The organism is Streptococcus pyogenes, assembly GCF_002055535.1.
GTDB lineage: Bacteria > Bacillota > Bacilli > Lactobacillales > Streptococcaceae > Streptococcus > Streptococcus pyogenes.
Genome location: NZ_LN831034.1, coordinates 1,877,747 through 1,897,350, shown reverse-complemented (window position 1 = coordinate 1,897,350; position 19,604 = coordinate 1,877,747). Strand labels below are relative to the sequence as shown.

Sequence of the window (19,604 nt, the reverse complement as noted above, 5' to 3'; positions counted from 1 at the left end):
AATGAATATTATTGTTATAGATGAAGACATGGCTAGTCTCTATTAAAAATATCTCTACTGTAAACTTTATTTTTAACATCTTGTAATTCATTATCATAGCGATTAGTTACGATAATATTTGCTTGTTTCTTGAAATTCTCTAAATCATTTACAAGTACAGATTGATCTTCAGATTCAAGTTTGTTTAACATTGGCTCATAAATAATTATCTTAATGTCTTTACTTTTAAGAATGTCAATAACATCTTTGATAGCACTTTCTCTAAAATTATCTGAGTTACTTTTCATAATTAAACGGTAAACCCCGACTACTTTTACTGGGGACTCCCGCTCTTCTAAGACGTTGATAATTTGCTTAGCAATATAGGACTTGCGCACATTATTTGATGAAACGATAGCTTCAATTAGCGTTTGAGGAATATTATTGTAATTTGCCAATAATTGCTTCGTATCTTTAGGTAGACAATAACCTCCATAACCAAATGATGGGTTATTATAATGCATTCCTATTCGATCATCATAAGAAATTCCTTGAATAATCATGTGACTATTTAATTTTCTCGATTCTGCGTAAGTGTCTAACTCATTAAAATAAGCTACCCTTAACGCTAAATAAGTATTGGCAAATAGTTTTACTGCTTCAGCTTCTGAAGCTCCCATAATAAGTACTGGTACATTATTTTTTTTAGCTGCAGACTTTAATAAAAGTGCAAATTTTTCTGCGTCTGCCTTTACTTTTGGAGAATCGTTTTCTTCACAAGAAACAATAATTCGGCTTGGATATAAGTTGTCATATAAAGCTTTAGATTCTCTTAAAAATTCAGGGCTGAAGATAATACGATCAGTTTGGAATTTCTGTCTCATTTCAGTAATGAAACCTATTGGAATTGTTGATTTGATGATAAGAGTTGCATGGCTATTAACGCTTAGTACCTCTTTGATAACTGTTTCAACATGCTGTGTATCAAAATAATTAATTCTACTGTTGTAATTTGTAGGTGTGGCAATAATGACCAGTTCCGCTTCTTTATAAGCTGCTTTGCTATCTAAAGTTGCTTTAATAGATAATTGCTTACTTTTTAAGTAATATTCAATATATTCATCTTGAATTGGTGATAAGCCATTATTAATCTTATCAACTTTAGAGGGAAGAATATCAACAATAGTGACTTCGTTTTGAAGTGATAAAAGAACTCCTAGTGATAATCCAACATATCCTGATCCAGCAACTGCTATTTTCATAAAATTACTCCTTCTCTAACTACTCGATGCACATATTATTTAAAAATAGTGACCTTTTTACGTGTTCCCCATTCCGTATTTTTAATGGTGCATAAAGAATAAAGTTTTAGGGGCTGTAAGACAAACAAGTGTAATATTCCATACAGAGGAGATAACAAAAAACTAGCAGGATGTTTGATCATATAATGAACATTACGACATAAAGCAACGATAAAGATGATGGATAAAAAGGCAAAAAGTTTAATAAGGTCTAATTGAATAGCTTGATTAAACAAAAGATTCCCAATTGCGACAATCAACATCATAAACATAACGACTTCGAAAATAGTCCATAAGGCAACGATGGGATTAGAAAGAATTTTTTTAACAGAAATAATAGATTCTCTAAAAAAAGATTTATTCCATCGATTTTGTTGCTTTAAATAACTTTTTAATTGGAAAGGTACATCAGTATCACATCTAGCTGTTGATTGGTAGACAGTGCGTCCTAAATCAATAGCATAATTTGTTAAACATCGATCATCCCCAATGCTAACAGGTAAACCTAGGAATGTTTGATTTTTATAGCGCTCTAAGTTAGGAATAATCACTTCACGTCGATAAATACTCAATGGTCCTGAGCAAACTAAAATATTACCTGTTAATGATTGAGCAGCACGCTCCACCCCAAAGGCATTATCGTAACGGATATCTGTAAGTCGCGTTAATAGATTAGTTTGTCTGTTTCTAGCATTCAAATGTCCTGTTGCAGCATAAACTGTCTCATCATTGAAGCTTTTTAGGAGTTCTTCTAAGGCATTTGGATAGATATAAGTATCTGAATCTACGGTTAAAAAAACGTCAGCGTCAGATCTTTCAAATGCCCACGCTTGAGCATGGCGTTTTCCTTTATTGACAAGGGAACGGTGAACGATAACGTTTCGACAAATATCCACTTCTCTATTTACATACTCTTCAATTAATTGTATTGCATCTGTGTTTGAACTCCCATCATCAACAATATAAATTTCTGATAACGGATAGGTCTGTGCTAACACACTTTTAAGAGTTTCTAATAATGACTCGGCATCTTCATTATAAGAAGGAATTACAGCAGCAACTTTATAGTCATGTGGCTTTCCTTTAAATGGCTCATAAAGGAAAGATAATCCAAGTTTAATAACTAGATAGGTTATTAATATTACTCCATAAATTCCTACAGTTGATGTTCCAAATAGATACATATTTAGATAAATCAAGATAGATATCAAAAAAATAAAGGATAAAACAATTAAAGTTTTTTTAAAAATAGGCACAATTACACCTCTTTCTTTTTTAATTTCCTTGAAAGACAGGGACCTCGATATTCTAATATAAATAAGGGGTAATGTCAACTAGTCATAGAAATATTTTTAATAAAAATGTATTTAAATTAAAAAATTTCCCCCAAAAAAAGAAAAATCAGGATAATTTATTTAATATAAATTATCTCAAAATAATTGAATTGTTATAAATTATTTTAGCAAACTTTTCAAATAGTTTTATCTAATTTTGTGAAAAAAATAGATATATTTTGATTTTTAAAAAATATCAAGAAATATGATAACTGGTAAAGGATATATTGTAGAAAACTATATTTTACTAACACTAGAATCCCGACAATTAAGTCAAAAAAAGTTATCACTCACCTAACCTGAATAAAAATGGTATAATCGTAAGGATCACACTATTTATTAAGGAAACATTATGAAAATTGTTCAGGGAGTACAACTTCATCTGATTAAGACCAAACAGTTTAAAACCAATCATATTACCTTTCGTTTTTCAGGTGATTTGAACCAAAAAACAGTAGCAAAAAGAGTCTTAGTGGCACAGATGTTAGCAACAGCTAATGAGTGTTATCCAACTGTTAGGCAGTTTAGAGAAAAATTAGCACGACTTTATGGAGCTAGCTTGTCAACTAACGTGTTAACAAAAGGGTTAGTTCATATTGTGGATATCGATATTACTTTTATTCAAGATAGATATGCTTGCAATGGGGAAAAAATACTAGATGAAATGATTCAGTTTTTAAAAGATATCTTGTTCTCACCCCTATTATCCATCGCCCAGTATCAGCCTAAAGTTTTTGAGACTGAAAAAAATAATTTGATTAACTACATCGAGTCAGATAGAGAGGATTCTTTTTACTACAGCTCTCTTAAGGTAAAAGAATTGTTTTATTGTAATAAGAATCTACAAATGTCAGAATATGGTAGCCCAGAACTAATTGCAAAAGAGACTGCCTATACTAGCTATCAAGAATTTCATAAAATGCTCAATGAAGATCAGATTGATATTTTCATTTTAGGAGATTTTGATGATTATCGCGTTGTTCAGCTAATTCATCAATTTCCACTTGATAACCGAAATAAAAACCTAAATTTCTTTCATTTACAAAATTCTGTCAATATTATTAAAGAATCTATTGAAAAAAGAGCAGTTCATCAATCTATTTTACAATTAGCTTATCACTTCCCTTCAGTTTTTGGACAACGTGACTATTATGCTTTAGTTCTTTTAAATGGGTTGTTAGGCTCTTTTGCACATTCCCGTCTCTTTATAAAAATTAGAGAAGAAGAAGGACTTGCTTATAGTATAGGGTGTCGTTTTGATAGTTATACAGGATTATTTGAAATTTATACTGGAATTGACAGTCAACATCGCACTAAAACGTTACAACTAATCATCCAAGAATTAAATGCCATTAAAATGGGACGATTCTCAGAACAATTGATTAAAAAGACCAGATCGATGTTGTTGAATAATGCCTTATTATCAGAAGATTATAATAAAAATATAATTGAAAGAATATACAGATCTTCTTACATTGATTCTTCTTATTCTATTAAAAATTGGATTAAAGGGGTTAATGAAGTTAATAAAGCAGATATCATTAAAGTAGCTAATCTTTTAAAGCTTCAAACTGTCTATTTTTTAGAAGGAATATAAAATGACAAAATTAGTAAAGATAAACTATCCTAATATTGACGAAGACCTTTACTATGTAAAATTAGAAAATGGTTTAACTGTTTATTTTATAAAAAAAATAGGGTTTTTAGAAAAAACAGCTATGTTGACAGTAGGTTTCGGTTCTCTTGACAATAAGTTGACAGTCGATGACGAATCACGAGATGCTCCAGCAGGTATTGCACACTTTTTAGAACATAAACTCTTTGAAGATGAATCAGGTGGAGATATTTCATTAAAGTTTACACAGCTAGGAGCAGAGACAAATGCCTTTACAACTTTCAACCAAACGAGTTTCTTCTTTTCAACAGCTAGTAAATTTCAGGAAAATTTGGAACTCCTTCAATATTTTGTTCTTTCTGCTAATATAACAGATGAATCTGTTAGTAGAGAAAAAAAAATAATCGGGCAAGAAATTGATATGTATCAAGATGATGCTGACTACCGTGCATATAGTGGAATCCTTCAGAACTTATTTCCAAAAACAAGTTTAGCTAATGATATTGCTGGCTCAAAAGCATCCATTCAAAAGATCACGAAAATATTATTGGAAACGCATCATACTTATTTTTACCAACCTACTAATATGAGTCTATTCATTGTCGGTGATATTGATATTGACGAAACTTTTTTAGCTATTCAAAGGTTTCAAACCACATTATCCTATCCAGATAGAAAAAGGGTAACTGTTGATCCTTTACACTACTATCCTGTCATTAAATCATCTTCTGTTGACATGGATGTTACTACTGCCAAGCTGGTTGTTGGTTTTCGAGGGTATCTGACCTTAACTCAGCATTCACTATTAACGTATCGTATTGCCTTGAAGCTATTTTTATCAATGCTTATAGGTTGGACTTCTAAAATCTATCATACGCTATATGAAGATGGTAAAATAGACGATTCATTTGATGTGGATGTTGAAATTCATCATAATTTTCAATTTGTATTAATATCACTTGATACACCAGAGCCTATCGCAATGTCTAACTATATCCGTCAAAAATTAGCTACTATAAAGATATCAAAAGAGTTTACAAATGAGCACTTAAATCTATTAAAAAAAGAAATGTATGGTGACTTTATTCAGAGTTTAGACTCTATAGAACATTTAACCCATCAGTTCAGTCTATACCTGTCTGATTCTGATAAAGAAACATATTTTGATATTCCAAAAATTATAGAAAGACTCACTCTAAAAGATGTTGTTACAATTGGAAAAGCATTTTTTGAAAAAGCTGATGCTTCAGACTTCACAGTCTTCCCAAAATAGATGAAAATCTGTTATAATAGGGTTACTATATTATTTTTGAGGTACCTGTATGAGTGAAAAAAGTCTTGGTGAAGTGTTAAGAGAATCGCGTGTTGGAAAAAATATCACACTAGATGATATAGAATTGAAGACAGGGATTTCTTCCCATTACTTGCTGGCAATGGAATTGGATCAGTTTAAAATTATTCCGGAAGAAAAATTTGATCAATTTTTAAAAGAATATGCTGACATTGTTGAGTTAGATTTCAATACTTTAAAAAGACGATACCGTTATCAAGTTAATTCCAAAAAAGACAGTGATATAAAATCTGTAACTGAGATTGTTGAAGAGAAGTTAAGTAAGAAACGATTACAAGAGAAGTTGTTATCACATCAGAGCATGGGGTATGGTCAACCGTTAGAAGTTTCTAAAAACAAAGAAACCTTAGTTATCCCTGTAAAGACTGTTGGTTTAGATAGCAAATCGCCACTAAAAACGATATCGCCTGTTAGCCAATTTAAATCAGATAACAGGTTAATTCCTAAAAAAAATGTGTCACGTATGAGGCGAAATAGCACTGACAGTCGTTCTAAAACGTCACTATTTCCCATAGTTATATTAGGAACGATTGCTTTTGCAATTATCAGTGTTATCATTTTAGGTGTTTGGCAACAATTCGAAAAGAGTCAAAGAGCTAAAGAAGCTGAAGTTGCTTTGCTTAAAGCCTCTGAGCAGTCTACTAACGGTTTAAAAAATAATTCAAATGATCGCAAAACTCAAGTCACAACTGAGGGGTCGGGTAATTATTTAATAGCGACTGTTACTAAATCTAAAGAGACCGTTGATATCAGTGTGTCTTTAACCGAGGCACAAAGTAGTTGGATTTCTCTAACAAATTCAGAAATTGGTGAAGGTGGTATAACATTGACTCAAGACTCGCCAACTTATACAGCGACTTTACCTGCAGAAATAACAGAATCATTGTTGACACTTGGTGTGACAAAAGGTGTATCTGTAACAATTGATGGACAACCTGTTGATCTATCACCTTTAACAAGTACTGACTTAAGTTATATCACGTTTAAGATCCAATAATTAAGGTAGACTAATGATAAAAAAAGAAAATATTCCTAATCTATTAACTCTTGTTCGAATCGCAATGATTCCTTTCTTTCTTTTTATTACTTCCTCATCTAATAAGGTGGGGTGGCATATTTTTGCAGCTGTGATTTTTGCAATTGCCAGTTTTACCGATTATCTAGATGGGTATCTTGCGCGTAAGTGGCATGTAGCCAGTAATTTTGGAAAGTTTGCCGATCCTCTAGCAGATAAGATGCTTGTCATGAGTGCCTTTATCATGTTAGTTGGACTTGGCTTAGTTCCTGCGTGGGTGTCAGCTGTTATTATTTGCCGAGAATTGGCAGTAACTGGTCTTCGATTACTACTTGTTGAAACCGGAGGAAAGGTCCTTGCAGCTGCTATGCCGGGAAAAATCAAAACAGCGACACAAATGTTGTCTATTATTTTATTACTTTGCCATTGGATATTCCTAGGAAACGTCTTACTCTATATTGCTCTTTTTTTCACTATTTATTCTGGATATGATTATTTTAAAGGAGCAAGCTTTCTTTTTAAGGATACGTTTAAATAACATGTCAGCTATTATTGAACTTAAAAAAGTTACATTTAATTACCATAAAGACCAAGAAAAACCAACATTAGATGGCGTATCGTTTCATGTGAAACAAGGTGAGTGGCTGTCTATCATTGGCCATAATGGATCTGGTAAATCAACGACTATTCGGTTAATTGATGGATTATTGGAACCAGAATCAGGGTCTATTATTGTTGATGGAGATCTACTAACCATAACTAATGTTTGGGAAATTCGTCATAAAATTGGTATGGTCTTTCAAAACCCTGATAATCAGTTTGTTGGAGCAACTGTTGAAGATGATGTTGCTTTTGGGCTTGAAAATAAAGGTATTGCACATGAAGATATAAAAGAGAGGGTTAATCATGCTTTAGAGTTAGTCGGCATGCAGAACTTTAAAGAAAAAGAACCAGCCCGTTTATCTGGTGGCCAAAAACAGCGCGTAGCTATTGCAGGTGCAGTTGCTATGAAGCCTAAAATTATTATTTTAGATGAAGCTACTAGTATGCTTGACCCTAAAGGACGATTAGAGTTAATCAAAACTATAAAAAACATCCGTGACGACTACCAGCTGACTGTTATTTCCATTACTCATGACTTAGATGAAGTTGCTCTTAGTGATAGAGTTTTAGTGATGAAAGATGGTCAAGTGGAATCAACATCAACACCAGAACAATTATTTGCAAGAGGGGATGAACTACTCCAATTAGGTCTTGATATCCCTTTTACAACATCTGTTGTACAGATGCTTCAAGAAGAAGGTTATCCTGTTGACTATGGATATCTCACAGAAAAGGAATTAGAAAATCAGTTATGTCAATTAATCTCCAAAATGTAAGTTATACTTATCAAGCAGGGACTCCTTTTGAAGGGCGTGCCCTTTTTAACATTAATTTAGATATTTTAGATGGTTCTTATACGGCTTTTATCGGACATACTGGATCCGGGAAATCGACCATTATGCAATTGCTAAATGGTTTACACGTTCCGACAACGGGAATTGTCAGCGTAGATAAACAAGATATAACGAATCACTCTAAAAATAAAGAGATTAAATCTATTCGAAAACATGTAGGATTAGTTTTTCAATTTCCAGAAAGTCAACTATTTGAAGAGACAGTTTTGAAAGATGTTGCTTTTGGCCCTCAAAATTTTGGGGTCTCTCCGGAGGAAGCAGAAGCTTTAGCGCGTGAAAAACTAGCTCTTGTTGGGATTTCAGAAAATCTTTTTGAAAAGAATCCATTTGAACTCTCAGGGGGTCAAATGCGTCGTGTTGCTATTGCGGGTATCCTTGCTATGCAGCCAAAGGTTTTAGTTTTAGATGAACCGACTGCTGGTCTTGATCCTAAAGGGCGTAAAGAATTAATGACTATTTTTAAAAAGTTACACCAATCTGGCATGACTATTGTTTTAGTAACCCATCTGATGGATGATGTGGCCAATTACGCAGATTTTGTATATGTTCTTGACAAAGGTAAAATTATTTTATCAGGAAAACCCAAAACAATTTTTCAACAAGTCAGTTTGCTTGAGAAAAAACAGTTAGGAGTTCCTAAGGTGACTAAACTTGCTCAAAGGCTTGTTGATAGAGGAATACCTATCTCTTCTTTGCCTATTACCTTAGAGGAGCTAAGAGAGGTACTAAAACATGGATAAGCTGATTCTTGGTCGTTATATTCCCGGAGATTCTCTCATTCATCGTCTTGACCCAAGAAGTAAATTATTAGCGATGATTATTTATATTGTCATTATCTTTTGGGCTAACAATGTTGTGACAAATTTGTTGATGTTGACTTTTACTTTAGCAGTTGTTTTTTTGTCAAAAATCAAGTTGTCTTTCTTTTTAAATGGGGTTAAACCAATGATTGGTATTATCCTCTTCACGACTTTATTTCAGATGTTTTTCTCACAAGGAGGAAAAGTAATTTTTAGTTGGTGGTTCATTAGCATAACTGATTTAGGATTGAGCCAAGCTATTTTAATTTTTATGCGTTTCGTTCTAATTATTTTCTTTTCAACGCTGTTAACGTTGACGACAACACCTTTAAGCCTATCTGATGCAGTTGAATCATTATTAAAACCTTTAACAAGATTTAAAGTTCCAGCTCACGAGATCGGACTAATGCTTTCTTTAAGTTTACGTTTTGTGCCTACTTTAATGGATGATACCACGCGTATTATGAATGCACAAAGGGCCCGTGGAGTTGATTTTGGAGAGGGAAATTTAATTCAAAAAGTTAAATCCATTATTCCTATTTTAATCCCTCTTTTCGCTTCAAGCTTTAAAAGAGCCGACGCATTAGCTATTGCTATGGAAGCTAGAGGTTATCAGGGAGGAGAAGGGCGAACTAAATATCGTCAATTAGACTGGCAGCTAAAAGATAGTTTAGCTATTGGAATAGTTTCTTTATTGGGTTTGCTACTTTTTTTCTTGAAAACCTCTTTGTAATATTTTTTAGCACAAAACTTTTCTTTATTAGTAAGAAGTGAATTGTACCTCAAAAGTTAGATACAATATCTAATGATTGAGGTACTTTTCTTCATTTGAGGAATTGAAAACCGCTATCTCAACTATATTAATCCTCCCAATAATAACAAATCGAACGAAATCTAAAAGGACTGAGTCCTGTTCAATACAGAACTAAATTCTTAGTTTAATGATATTATCCCGCTTTTTAATGTTGCTAAGAAGAAGAGTTTTATGATTTTTTACAACTTCTTATAATATCAATGTAGTTGTAATATTTTTAATATATCTTCAATAACGAGGTAATAATTAAAAGATATTATGGATAACGGAGAAAAGTGAGGTATTATTGAATGTTTAAGAAAGAAAATTTAAAACAACGTTATTTTAATTTTGGATTAGTAGCGTTAGCTCTAACAATATTAGCCATCATTTTTGCCTTCTCAAGTAAAAATGCTGATACTAAGTCTTATGCTAAGAAGTCAGAAAGTAAAATGGTAACAATCGACAAGGCTCCAAAAAATAATCATGCTATTACTAAAGAAGAAAGCAAAGAAAAAGCAAAGAGCATTGCTTCGGAGCCTATTCCCACAGTAGAAAACTCTGTAGCTCCGACAGTAACAGAGGAAGTACCGGTTGTTCAGCAAGAAGTGACTCAAACTGTTCAGCAGGTATCTTCAGTAGCCTATAATCCAAACAATGTGGTACTTTCCAATGGAAATACTGCTGGTATTGTAGGAAGTCAAGCGGCGGCACAGATGGCAGCAGCAACAGGTGTTCCACAATCAACTTGGGAACATATAATTGCGCGTGAATCTAATGGAAATCCTAACGCAGCTAATGCTTCTGGGGCATCAGGGTTGTTCCAGACAATGCCAGGTTGGGGTTCTACAGCAACGGTTGAAGATCAAGTCAATGCAGCCTTGAAAGCCTATAGTGCACAAGGTTTATCAGCTTGGGGTTACTAAATAAACATGGCTGGAAGAAATAAAACCTATTGTTAGTATTTACTAACAATAGGTTTTTGGTATTTAATTGTCTTTATGATTTGTAGTGATGAATTAGTCTCAAAACAAAACATTGCCTTATCGGGAATATAGCTCGTATTATTTAGGAAAACTGACCAGCACTTAAGTGCCTCTGATATTTAAGGCAGTTATACTGATAACAAGCAGGAAAAAAACTCTTAAATGTTTATAAGGTCATTAGCAATTTTCAGTATTTTACACTACTACACTTTTGAGTTTTAACAATTTACTAGAAGTTGTTTCTAAGGGGAAACAACATAGCTTGATAGCTATCTATTAGTCATTTTAGTGAATATATAGCAGAAAAATAAAACGCTTTCAAATATTTCTAAGAATTTTTCTAACTATCTATTTATTCGCCAAATATTTCTACGCTGTAACGTCGTCCAGTTGGAGTAGCGGCTAAACCACCTTCTGCTGTTTCACGGAAAGCAGTTGGCATGGCAGAGCCGACTTGATACATAGCATCAATAACTTCGTCAACAGGAATTTGAGAATCAATATCAGCTAAAGCCATATCAGCTGCGACAAGGGCGAAACTTGCTCCTAGGGCATTGCGTTTGACACAAGGCACTTCTACTAGGCCGGCAACAGGATCACAGACAAGTCCTAATAAATTTTTGATAACAAACGCAATAGCTTGACTAGCTTGATGAGATGTTCCACCGGCTGCTTTAACAAGAGCAGCTGCACTCATAGCAGCTGCAGAACCAACTTCTGCTTGGCATCCACCTTCTGCACCAGAAATAGAGGCGTTATTTCCAATAACAAGACCAAAAGCTCCTGCAGTAAATAAAAACTCTAATTGTTCTTTTTCTGATAAGTCAAGTTTTTCAATAGCTGTTGCGAGCACTGCTGGTAAGCATCCTGCACTTCCTGCAGTGGGTGTTGCACAGACAAGTCCCATTTTAGCATTTAATTCGTTTACAGCTATAGCATTTCTAACAGCATTAAGAATAGTAGTATCAGAAAGGCTGTTCCCTTTTTTAATGTAGTTATCCATTTTGACCGCATCGCCCCCTGTCAAACCACTGATAGATTTGGTTGAGGTTAGTCCTTCTGTTACAGCTGCTTTCATAACTTGTAAATTGCGTGACATGATTTTGATAATATCTTCTCGATTTCTTCCAGACATCTCCACTTCCGTGGCAATCATGAGTTCAGCAATATTTCCATTAAATTGTTGGTCAGCTTGTTTGACAAGTTCTTCAATAGTATAAAACATAGCTTTCCTTTCTAGTCAAAGAAGTTGACATTATAAATATGAGGAATTTTTGCAATTTGGTTGGCTGCTTCTTGGCACTCTCTAGAATCGACTTCTATAATCATAGTAGCTTTTTCACCAGCGGATTCACGTGTAACATTCATTGTGGCGATATTAATATTATTGGAAGATAGGATATCAGTTACCTTTGCGATCATTCCGGGAATATCTTTGTGTACAGTAACTATAGTAGGAGTATTCATGGATAACGAGACAGAAAAACCATTTAGTTCTGTTACTTGAATGTTTCCTCCTCCAATTGAAACACCAGTAACACTAAGTGTTTTGTCAGCTTTTTTGACACTGATTTTAACAGTATTGGGATGGGGAGCATTACTATCTTTTAAGATATCCCAATAGATTTTTATCCCTTTTTGATGAGCAATTTCTAGAGAATTTTTAATATCAGGATTATCAGTACCCATACCCATAATTCCTGCAACAAGAGCCTTATCAGTACCATGTCCTCTGTAGGTTTTAGCAAATGAATTATAAAGGTGAAACGTCACTTCATCAGGAATATCTCCAAAGATGGAATGGACTACCTTACCAATTCTGACGGCACCAGCTGTGTGACTACTTGATGGACCAATCATTACTGGCCCAATGATGTCAAAAACTGATTGAAATTTTTGTGTATTCATAGGCAACTCCGTTTTTTATTTCTATGTTTATTATAACAAAAAAATATCAAAAAACAGCAATATAATTATAAAAAATTATTTTTATAATAAAAAATTATTGAGCAATAAAATGATTGGCATTCCACGCAGTAATTGTTATAATAAGGTTTGCGCTGATGGCGCTTCAAAATCGACCTTCAAATCGACTTTTGAAAACGACGACCTTCAATCGTACGTTAACTGATAAGAAAAAGAATCATAATATTCATAATATGATGATTATCTTTTTCTATCTTATTATTGATGGGAGAATTTTTTATGACAGATAACTCAAAGATACGTGTTGTCGTTGGTATGAGTGGTGGCGTTGATTCATCTGTAACAGCTCTACTTTTAAAGGAGCAAGGTTATGATGTTATTGGTGTCTTCATGAAAAACTGGGACGATACAGATGAATTTGGTGTTTGCACAGCTACTGAAGATTACAAAGATGTAGCAGCCGTTGCTGATAAAATCGGTATTCCTTACTATTCAGTCAATTTTGAAAAAGAATATTGGGACAGAGTATTTGAATATTTCTTGGCCGAATACCGAGCAGGTCGTACTCCAAATCCTGATGTCATGTGTAATAAGGAAATAAAATTTAAAGCTTTCCTTGACTATGCCATGACTTTAGGTGCAGATTATGTAGCAACGGGACACTATGCTCAAGTCAAGCGTGATGAAAATGGTACGGTTCACATGTTACGTGGAGCTGATAATGGCAAAGACCAAACCTACTTTTTAAGTCAACTATCACAGGAACAACTACAAAAGACTTTATTCCCCCTTGGTCATTTGCAAAAGTCAGAAGTTAGAGAAATCGCTGAGCGAGCAGGGCTTGCAACGGCTAAAAAGAAAGATTCAACAGGTATTTGTTTTATTGGTGAAAAGAATTTCAAACAGTTTTTGAGCCAGTACTTACCGGCACAAAAAGGTCGCATGATGACTATTGATGGTCGCGATATGGGAGAACATGCCGGCCTTATGTATTATACTATTGGTCAGCGTGGGGGTCTGGGCATTGGTGGTCAGCATGGTGGGGATAATCAACCTTGGTTTGTTGTCGGTAAAGATTTGTCGCAAAATATTTTATACGTTGGTCAAGGTTTCTACCATGAAGCCCTAATGTCAAATAGTCTTGACGCCTCAGTCATCCATTTTACACGTGAGATGCCAGAAGAGTTCACATTTGAATGTACTGCTAAATTTCGCTATCGTCAACCCGATTCACACGTGGCGGTGCATGTTCGAGGAGATAAGGCAGAAGTTGTTTTTGCAGAGCCACAGCGCGCGATTACTCCTGGTCAAGCTGTTGTTTTCTATGACGGAAAAGAATGCCTTGGTGGTGGTATGATTGACATGGCTTATAAAAATGGGCAGCCTTGTCAGTACATTTAATGAATCTTTTATTAAGATAAAAAGAAAGGGACATTCAACAATTCCTTTGACATCATATGATATTATTTATAAAAGCCAATCATGCGTTAATGGATTAATTTATGATATCTGTATATTTTAAATATAATCACATTATTTTTAAAAATAGTTCGTAAAAGTTGAGTCATTACTTTATTAGTTACTGTAGAAATCATACGATCATGAGACTCACTTTCTCTAGTATTACAACAGATATTTTGATGATTAGGTATTTCGTAAAACAGATTATTTCATGATTATTAGTACCTATTATCTAATACTAAATGTGTAAAAAATTATTGGAAATTCCTAGTTATACTTTTATGGTTTTGTTATCGGCGTTCTTACTTGTAGACTTAGAAACAACAGTATCTGTATTTTACTACTTTAGAAGATATCAAAAAATCGTATGATAATACTGATGACATTTTTATTTCTCGCCTCGCTAGATTAGACATAGTGATACTTTTGTAATCATTTTAAAAACATTACAATAGATTGACAGAGTTGTAAAAACATTGACATTACTGTAAAGGTCTGTGATGAAATCAATATTGACAATCACTAATCATTTTTTTTAAAATAGATAGTAACAATCGGAATGATGGTCAAAGCTCATGAAAGTTGTAGGTTTTTTTGTCCTGCAATCTTCTAGGGTTTTGGCCCTTTTTATGGTTTAGCTCTAGAAATGAGATGGCTAATAGGACTGGAATTTAGAATCACTAGAGGTCAGATAACTTTAGTTTACGAGCTAGTGCTTGATTGTTAGAAATGGTAAGAATTTTTTAACTAGAGATGCAGATGACCAATATTACACCATTGGTGGTACAAGTTTGGTAGGTGAAAAAACGCATGAAACTGTTTTACGTGAAACCTTAGAGGAAGTTGGTATTCGAGCTAAGGTTAATCAACTGGCTTTTATGGTTGAGAATCATTTTGATATCGATGATGTTTTCTGGCATAATATTGAATTTCATTATTTGGTAAGCCCCTTAGAAGACCCTAAACTAGAAATGATAGAGAATGCAAGCGACAGGTTTGTGAATGGATTCCAATCAATCAACTGGATCAAATGAATCTTGTTCCTGAGTTTTTACAAACCGAGTTGGCTAAATGGCCAGGACATATTGTCCGTATTGAAGGCTAAACTAAAGCGTATGATTTTAAATGAATAGACTGAAATAAAGGATTTTAAAAAAATGACACATGAATTTACAGAAAGCTATGACGTCATTGTCATAGGTGCAGGTCATGCTGGTGTTGAAGCCAGTTTGGCCACTAGTCGTATGGGTTGTAAAACTTTATTGGCAACAATCAACCTTGATATGTTGGCTTTTATGCCGTGTAATCCTTCTATTGGAGGATCTGCCAAAGGGATAGTGGTTAGAGAGATTGATGCTCTTGGCGGCGAAATGGGTAAAAATATTGATAAAACTTATATCCAGATGAAAATGCTTAATACAGGTAAGGGACCAGCTGTACGCGCTCTCCGAGCTCAAGCAGATAAATCCCTGTATGCGCGTGAAATGAAACATACGGTTGAAAAACAGGCTAATTTGACTCTTCGCCAAACGATGATTGATGATATTCTAGTTGAAGATGGACGAGTTGTAGGTGTTTTAACAGCCACAGGACAAAAATTTGCAGCTAAGGCAGTTGTAGTGACAACAGGAACAGCTCTGCGTGGCGAAATTATTTTAGGAGAACTCAAATATTCTTCTGGGCCTAATAATAGTTTGGCATCAGTAACCTTAGCAGATAATTTAAAAAAACTCGGCTTAGAAATTGGCAGATTCAAAACAGGAACGCCTCCTCGTGTCAAAGCATCTTCTATTAATTACGATCAAACGGAAATTCAGCCAGGTGATGACAAACCTAATCATTTTTCATTTATGTCAAAAGATGCTGATTATCTCAAAGATCAAATTCCCTGCTGGTTGACTTATACGAATCAAACTAGTCATGATATCATTAATCAGAACCTTTACAGAGCACCGATGTTTTCTGGCATTGTTAAAGGTGTAGGCCCTCGTTACTGCCCATCTATTGAAGATAAGATTGTTCGCTTTGCTGATAAAGAACGTCATCAACTTTTCTTAGAGCCAGAGGGGCGTGATACAGAAGAAGTGTATGTTCAAGGGTTGTCAACGAGTCTTCCAGAAGATGTCCAAAAAGATTTGATTCATTCGATCAAAGGACTTGAAAAGGCTGAAATGATGCGCACTGGTTATGCTATTGAATATGATATTGTTTTACCTCACCAGCTACGTGCCACACTTGAAACCAAGCTAATTTCAGGACTCTTTACGGCTGGGCAAACTAATGGAACTTCTGGGTATGAAGAGGCTGCTGGCCAAGGACTTATTGCTGGAATCAATGCTGCTTTGAAAGTTCAAGGTAAGCCAGAACTTATTTTGAAACGGAGCGATGCCTATATTGGCGTTATGATTGACGATTTGGTTACCAAAGGAACCTTGGAACCTTATCGATTGTTGACATCGCGAGCTGAGTATCGTTTGATTTTACGTCATGACAACGCTGATATGCGTTTGACAGAGATTGGTCGCGACATTGGGTTGGTTGATGATGAGCGTTGGAAGGCCTTCGAAATTAAGAAAAACCAATTTGATAACGAATTAAAACGTCTGAACAGTATCAAATTAAAACCGATTAAAGAAACCAATGACCGCGTTCAAGATCTAGGCTTCAAACCGTTAACCGATGCGATGACTGCTAAAGAATTCATGCGTCGTCCAGAAATTGATTATGCGACTGCAGTCTCTTTTGTTGGTCCTGCGGCTGAAGATTTAGATGCTAAAATCATTGAACTTTTAGAAACAGAAATCAAGTACGAAGGCTATATTCGCAAAGCTTTAGATCAGGTTGCTAAGATGAAACGCATGGAAGAAAAACGTATTCCTACAAATATTGATTGGGATGCTATTGATTCTATTGCAACTGAGGCGCGTCAGAAATTTAAGAAAATTAATCCTGAAACAATTGGACAAGCTAGTCGTATTTCAGGAGTCAATCCTGCGGACATCAGTATCTTGATGATTTATTTAGAAGGAAACGGAAAAGCTCATCGAAAATATTAAATGGAAATGAAATTGTAATCTCAAAGCAAGTGGAAGCTCTGTATTTCAGGGCTTTTTTATGGTATAATGTGTGCTTAAGAGGTTATAAAGATGAAAAAATTTCGTTTTGAAACCATTCATTTGATTATGATGGGATTGATTTTATTTGGACTGCTGGCACTTTGTGTCAGTATTATGCAATCAAAAATATTAATATTATTAGCTATTTTTCTCGTTTTGCTATTTGTTGTTGCTCTTTTATGGTATCAAAAAGAAGCTTATCAATTATCAGACTTAGCTCATATTGAGCTCTTAAATGAACAAACAGAAGATAACCTAAAAACGCTACTTGATAATATGCCTGTTGGAGTAGTTCAATTTGATCAAGAGACCAACGCTGTAGAATGGTATAATCCTTATGCAGAATTAATTTTTACAACTGAAGAGGGTTTTATACAAAACGGTTTGATTCAGCAAATTATTACGGAAAAACGTCGTGAAGATATTTCTCAAACATTTGAAGTTTCTGGTAATAAATACACTTCTTATATTGATGTATCATCAGGAATTTTTTATTTTTTTGATAGCTTTGTGGGAAACAGGCAATTAGCTGATGCTAGTATGTTAAGACCGGTTGTTGGCATTATTTCGGTTGATAATTATGATGATATCACTGATGATTTATCAGATGCAGATACCTCAAAAATTAATTCATTTGTAGCTAACTTCATTGATGAGTTTATGGAGTCAAAACGGATTTTTTACCGTCGTGTTAATATGGATCGCTACTATTTCTTTACAGACTTTAAAACATTAAATGATTTGATGGATAATAAATTTTCTGTCTTAGAAGAGTTTCGTAAAGAAGCTCAAGATGCTCAGCGCCCTTTAACACTCAGCATAGGAATTTCTTTTGGTGAAGAAAATCATAGCCAGATTGGACAGGTAGCTCTTGAGAATCTTAATATTGCGCTTGTTCGTGGTGGTGATCAGATTGTCATTCGTGAAAATGCGGATCATACGAATCCAATTTATTTCGGGGGAGGGTCTGTTTCTACAGTTAAACGTTCAAGAACACGTACCCGTGCTATGATGACAGCTATTTCAGATCGAATCAAGATGGTGGACAATGTTTTTATTGTTGGACATAGGAAACTTGATATGGATGCACTAGGTTCAGCTGTTGGTATGCAATTTTTCGCAGGTAACATTATTGAAAATAGTTTTGCCGTTTACAATCCAGATGAGATGAGTCCAGATATTGAAAGGGCTATTGAGCGATTGCAGGCTGACGGAAAGACTCGTCTAATCAGTGTTTCTCAAGCAATGGGTTTAGTGACTCCAAGATCACTTTTAGTAATGGTTGACCATTCTAAGATATCTTTAACACTTTCTAAAGAATTTTATGAACAGTTTCAAAATGTTATTGTAGTTGATCATCACAGAAGAGATGATGATTTTCCTGATAATGCTATCTTAACTTTTATTGAAAGTGGAGCAAGTAGTGCTGCGGAGCTCGTCACTGAGTTAATTCAATTTCAAAATGCTAAAAAATGTTTAAATAAGATCCAAGCCAGTGTTTTAATGGCAGGTATTATGCTTGATACTAAAAATTTTTCTACGCGAGTGACAAGTCGTACCTTTGATGTCGCTAGTTACTTAAGAAGCAAAGGAAGTGATAGTGTTGAAATTCAAAATATATCCGCAACAGATTTTGAAGAATATAAGCAAATAAATGAAATTATTTTACAAGGAGAACGTCTTGGTGACAGTATCATTGTAGCTGCAGGAGAAAAAAATCATCTTTATAGCAATGTTATTGCTAGTAAAGCTGCAGATACGATACTGTCAATGGCTCACGTTGAGGCTAGCTTTGTATTAGTTGAAACAGCTTCTCATAAGATTGCTATTTCAGCTAGAAGTCGTAGTAAAATCAATGTTCAACGTGTGATGGAAAAATTAGGTGGAGGAGGCCACTTTAATCTTGCTGCCTGTCAGTTAACGGATATCAGTCTTCCCCAAGCGAAGTACTTATTATTGAAAACTATTAATATGACAATGAAAGAAACAGGAGAAGTAGAATCATGAAAGTTATTTTTTTAGCAGATGTAAAAGGAAAAGGTAAAAAAGGAGAAATCAAAGAGGTCCCAACAGGCTATGCTCAAAATTTCCTTATTAAGAAAAATTTAGCTAAAGAAGCAACTAGTCAAAGCATCGGTGAATTAAAAGGAAAACAAAAAGCTGAAGAAAAAGCTCAAGCTGAAATATTAGCAGAAGCTCAAGCTGTCAAGGCTGTTTTGGATGAGGACAAAACACGTGTTCAATTTCAAGAAAAAGTTGGTCCAGATGGACGTACATTTGGTTCCATCACAGCTAAAAAGATTTCAGAAGAATTGCAAAAGCAATTTGGTGTAAAAGTTGATAAACGTCATATTGTTTTAGATCATCCTATCCGCGCCATTGGTCTAATTGAAGTTCCTGTGAAATTACATAAGGAAGTAACAGCTGAGATTAAATTGGCTATCACAGAAGCATAATATAAAAAACATCA

The 19,604-nt window shown here is 34.4% G+C and carries 17 protein-coding genes; 13 read left to right on the top strand and 4 right to left on the bottom strand.

The window, feature by feature from the left end:
• Positions 1-32: 32 nt before the first annotated feature.
• The gene (hasB, locus tag B6D67_RS09945; protein WP_009880737.1) at positions 33-1,241 is read right to left on the bottom strand and encodes a UDP-glucose 6-dehydrogenase HasB; all 1,209 of its coding nucleotides are present in this window, start codon (positions 1,239-1,241) and stop codon (positions 33-35) included.
• A gap of 35 nt (positions 1,242-1,276) precedes the next feature.
• Positions 1,277-2,536 (bottom strand): hyaluronan synthase HasA, encoded by a 1,260-nt coding sequence (hasA, locus tag B6D67_RS09940; RefSeq protein ID WP_029714250.1) that lies wholly within the window; start codon positions 2,534-2,536, stop codon positions 1,277-1,279.
• A 430-nt stretch (positions 2,537-2,966) separates the two neighbouring features.
• Here hasA and yfmF point away from each other — a divergent pair, with 430 nt between their 5' ends.
• From yfmF to B6D67_RS09900, 8 genes are all read left to right on the top strand, one after another.
• The gene (yfmF, locus tag B6D67_RS09935) at positions 2,967-4,211 is read left to right on the top strand and encodes an EF-P 5-aminopentanol modification-associated protein YfmF (protein ID WP_011285767.1); all 1,245 of its coding nucleotides are present in this window, start codon (positions 2,967-2,969) and stop codon (positions 4,209-4,211) included.
• Position 4,212: 1 nt separating this feature from the next.
• Entirely contained in the window at positions 4,213-5,502 is a 1,290-nt protein-coding gene (gene yfmH, locus B6D67_RS09930) for an EF-P 5-aminopentanol modification-associated protein YfmH (RefSeq protein WP_010922796.1), read from the top strand.
• 49 nt (positions 5,503-5,551) lie between these two features.
• Positions 5,552-6,577 (top strand): helix-turn-helix domain-containing protein, encoded by a 1,026-nt coding sequence (locus B6D67_RS09925; protein WP_010922795.1) that lies wholly within the window; start codon positions 5,552-5,554, stop codon positions 6,575-6,577.
• A 13-nt stretch (positions 6,578-6,590) separates the two neighbouring features.
• Positions 6,591-7,133: a CDP-diacylglycerol--glycerol-3-phosphate 3-phosphatidyltransferase gene (gene pgsA, locus B6D67_RS09920; protein WP_002991432.1), complete on the top strand. Its 543-nt coding sequence runs from the start codon at positions 6,591-6,593 to the stop codon at positions 7,131-7,133.
• Between the two features lies 1 nt (position 7,134).
• Complete coding sequence (locus B6D67_RS09915) at positions 7,135-7,974, top strand: energy-coupling factor ABC transporter ATP-binding protein (protein WP_014407975.1); 840 nt, start codon at positions 7,135-7,137, stop codon at positions 7,972-7,974.
• Positions 7,950-8,792, top strand: a complete 843-nt coding sequence (locus tag B6D67_RS09910; RefSeq protein WP_002982066.1) for an energy-coupling factor transporter ATPase — start codon at positions 7,950-7,952, stop codon at positions 8,790-8,792. Before B6D67_RS09915 ends, B6D67_RS09910 begins: the two co-directional genes overlap by 25 nt.
• A complete protein-coding gene (locus tag B6D67_RS09905; protein WP_002991426.1) occupies positions 8,785-9,585 on the top strand; it encodes an energy-coupling factor transporter transmembrane component T family protein in 801 nt (266 codons plus the stop codon). Before B6D67_RS09910 ends, B6D67_RS09905 begins: the two co-directional genes overlap by 8 nt.
• A gap of 371 nt (positions 9,586-9,956) precedes the next feature.
• Positions 9,957-10,571 carry a transglycosylase SLT domain-containing protein gene (locus tag B6D67_RS09900; RefSeq protein WP_010922794.1) on the top strand — a complete coding sequence of 205 codons (615 nt, stop codon included), beginning with the start codon at positions 9,957-9,959 and terminating at the stop codon, positions 10,569-10,571.
• Between the two features lie 412 nt (positions 10,572-10,983).
• On the opposite strand, the gene sdaAA is transcribed toward B6D67_RS09900, so the two are convergent.
• Positions 10,984-11,856, bottom strand: a complete 873-nt coding sequence (gene sdaAA / locus B6D67_RS09895; RefSeq protein WP_010922793.1) for an L-serine ammonia-lyase, iron-sulfur-dependent, subunit alpha — start codon at positions 11,854-11,856, stop codon at positions 10,984-10,986.
• Positions 11,857-11,867: 11 nt separating this feature from the next.
• Complete coding sequence (sdaAB, locus tag B6D67_RS09890) at positions 11,868-12,539, bottom strand: L-serine ammonia-lyase, iron-sulfur-dependent subunit beta (RefSeq protein WP_010922792.1); 672 nt, start codon at positions 12,537-12,539, stop codon at positions 11,868-11,870.
• Positions 12,540-12,836: 297 nt separating this feature from the next.
• Between sdaAB and mnmA the strand changes: the two genes are divergently transcribed.
• The 5 genes from mnmA (at position 12,837) to rplI (ending at position 19,590) form a co-directional block, all read left to right on the top strand.
• Positions 12,837-13,958, top strand: coding sequence for a tRNA 2-thiouridine(34) synthase MnmA (mnmA, locus tag B6D67_RS09885; RefSeq protein WP_010922791.1), 1,122 nt, complete (start codon positions 12,837-12,839; stop codon positions 13,956-13,958).
• Positions 13,959-14,734: 776 nt separating this feature from the next.
• On the top strand, positions 14,735-15,052 hold the full coding sequence (locus tag B6D67_RS09880; RefSeq protein ID WP_010922790.1) for an NUDIX domain-containing protein: 318 nt from the start codon (positions 14,735-14,737) through the stop codon (positions 15,050-15,052).
• A gap of 123 nt (positions 15,053-15,175) precedes the next feature.
• Positions 15,176-17,074: a tRNA uridine-5-carboxymethylaminomethyl(34) synthesis enzyme MnmG gene (mnmG, locus tag B6D67_RS09875; protein WP_010922789.1), complete on the top strand. Its 1,899-nt coding sequence runs from the start codon at positions 15,176-15,178 to the stop codon at positions 17,072-17,074.
• A 90-nt stretch (positions 17,075-17,164) separates the two neighbouring features.
• The gene (locus B6D67_RS09870; protein ID WP_010922788.1) at positions 17,165-19,141 is read left to right on the top strand and encodes a DHH family phosphoesterase; all 1,977 of its coding nucleotides are present in this window, start codon (positions 17,165-17,167) and stop codon (positions 19,139-19,141) included.
• Complete coding sequence (rplI, locus tag B6D67_RS09865; RefSeq protein ID WP_002991410.1) at positions 19,138-19,590, top strand: 50S ribosomal protein L9; 453 nt, start codon at positions 19,138-19,140, stop codon at positions 19,588-19,590. The genes B6D67_RS09870 and rplI overlap by 4 nt, the downstream gene beginning before the upstream one ends.
• Positions 19,591-19,604: the final 14 nt, after the last annotated feature.

Excerpts from the sequence above, each read along its gene's own strand:
- hasB (WP_009880737.1), bottom strand. The coding sequence starts at position 1,241 with ATGAAAATAGCAGTTGCTGGATCAGGATATGTTGGATTATCACTAGGA.
- yfmF (WP_011285767.1), top strand. The coding sequence starts at position 2,967 with ATGAAAATTGTTCAGGGAGTACAACTTCATCTGATTAAGACCAAACAG.
- yfmH (WP_010922796.1), top strand. The coding sequence starts at position 4,213 with ATGACAAAATTAGTAAAGATAAACTATCCTAATATTGACGAAGACCTT.
- B6D67_RS09925 (WP_010922795.1), top strand. The coding sequence starts at position 5,552 with ATGAGTGAAAAAAGTCTTGGTGAAGTGTTAAGAGAATCGCGTGTTGGA.
- pgsA (WP_002991432.1), top strand. The coding sequence starts at position 6,591 with ATGATAAAAAAAGAAAATATTCCTAATCTATTAACTCTTGTTCGAATC.
- B6D67_RS09915 (WP_014407975.1), top strand. The coding sequence starts at position 7,135 with ATGTCAGCTATTATTGAACTTAAAAAAGTTACATTTAATTACCATAAA.
- B6D67_RS09910 (WP_002982066.1), top strand. The coding sequence starts at position 7,950 with ATGTCAATTAATCTCCAAAATGTAAGTTATACTTATCAAGCAGGGACT.
- B6D67_RS09905 (WP_002991426.1), top strand. The coding sequence starts at position 8,785 with ATGGATAAGCTGATTCTTGGTCGTTATATTCCCGGAGATTCTCTCATT.
- B6D67_RS09900 (WP_010922794.1), top strand. The coding sequence starts at position 9,957 with ATGTTTAAGAAAGAAAATTTAAAACAACGTTATTTTAATTTTGGATTA.
- sdaAA (WP_010922793.1), bottom strand. The coding sequence starts at position 11,856 with ATGTTTTATACTATTGAAGAACTTGTCAAACAAGCTGACCAACAATTT.
- sdaAB (WP_010922792.1), bottom strand. The coding sequence starts at position 12,539 with ATGAATACACAAAAATTTCAATCAGTTTTTGACATCATTGGGCCAGTA.
- mnmA (WP_010922791.1), top strand. The coding sequence starts at position 12,837 with ATGACAGATAACTCAAAGATACGTGTTGTCGTTGGTATGAGTGGTGGC.
- mnmG (WP_010922789.1), top strand. The coding sequence starts at position 15,176 with ATGACACATGAATTTACAGAAAGCTATGACGTCATTGTCATAGGTGCA.
- B6D67_RS09870 (WP_010922788.1), top strand. The coding sequence starts at position 17,165 with ATGAAAAAATTTCGTTTTGAAACCATTCATTTGATTATGATGGGATTG.
- rplI (WP_002991410.1), top strand. The coding sequence starts at position 19,138 with ATGAAAGTTATTTTTTTAGCAGATGTAAAAGGAAAAGGTAAAAAAGGA.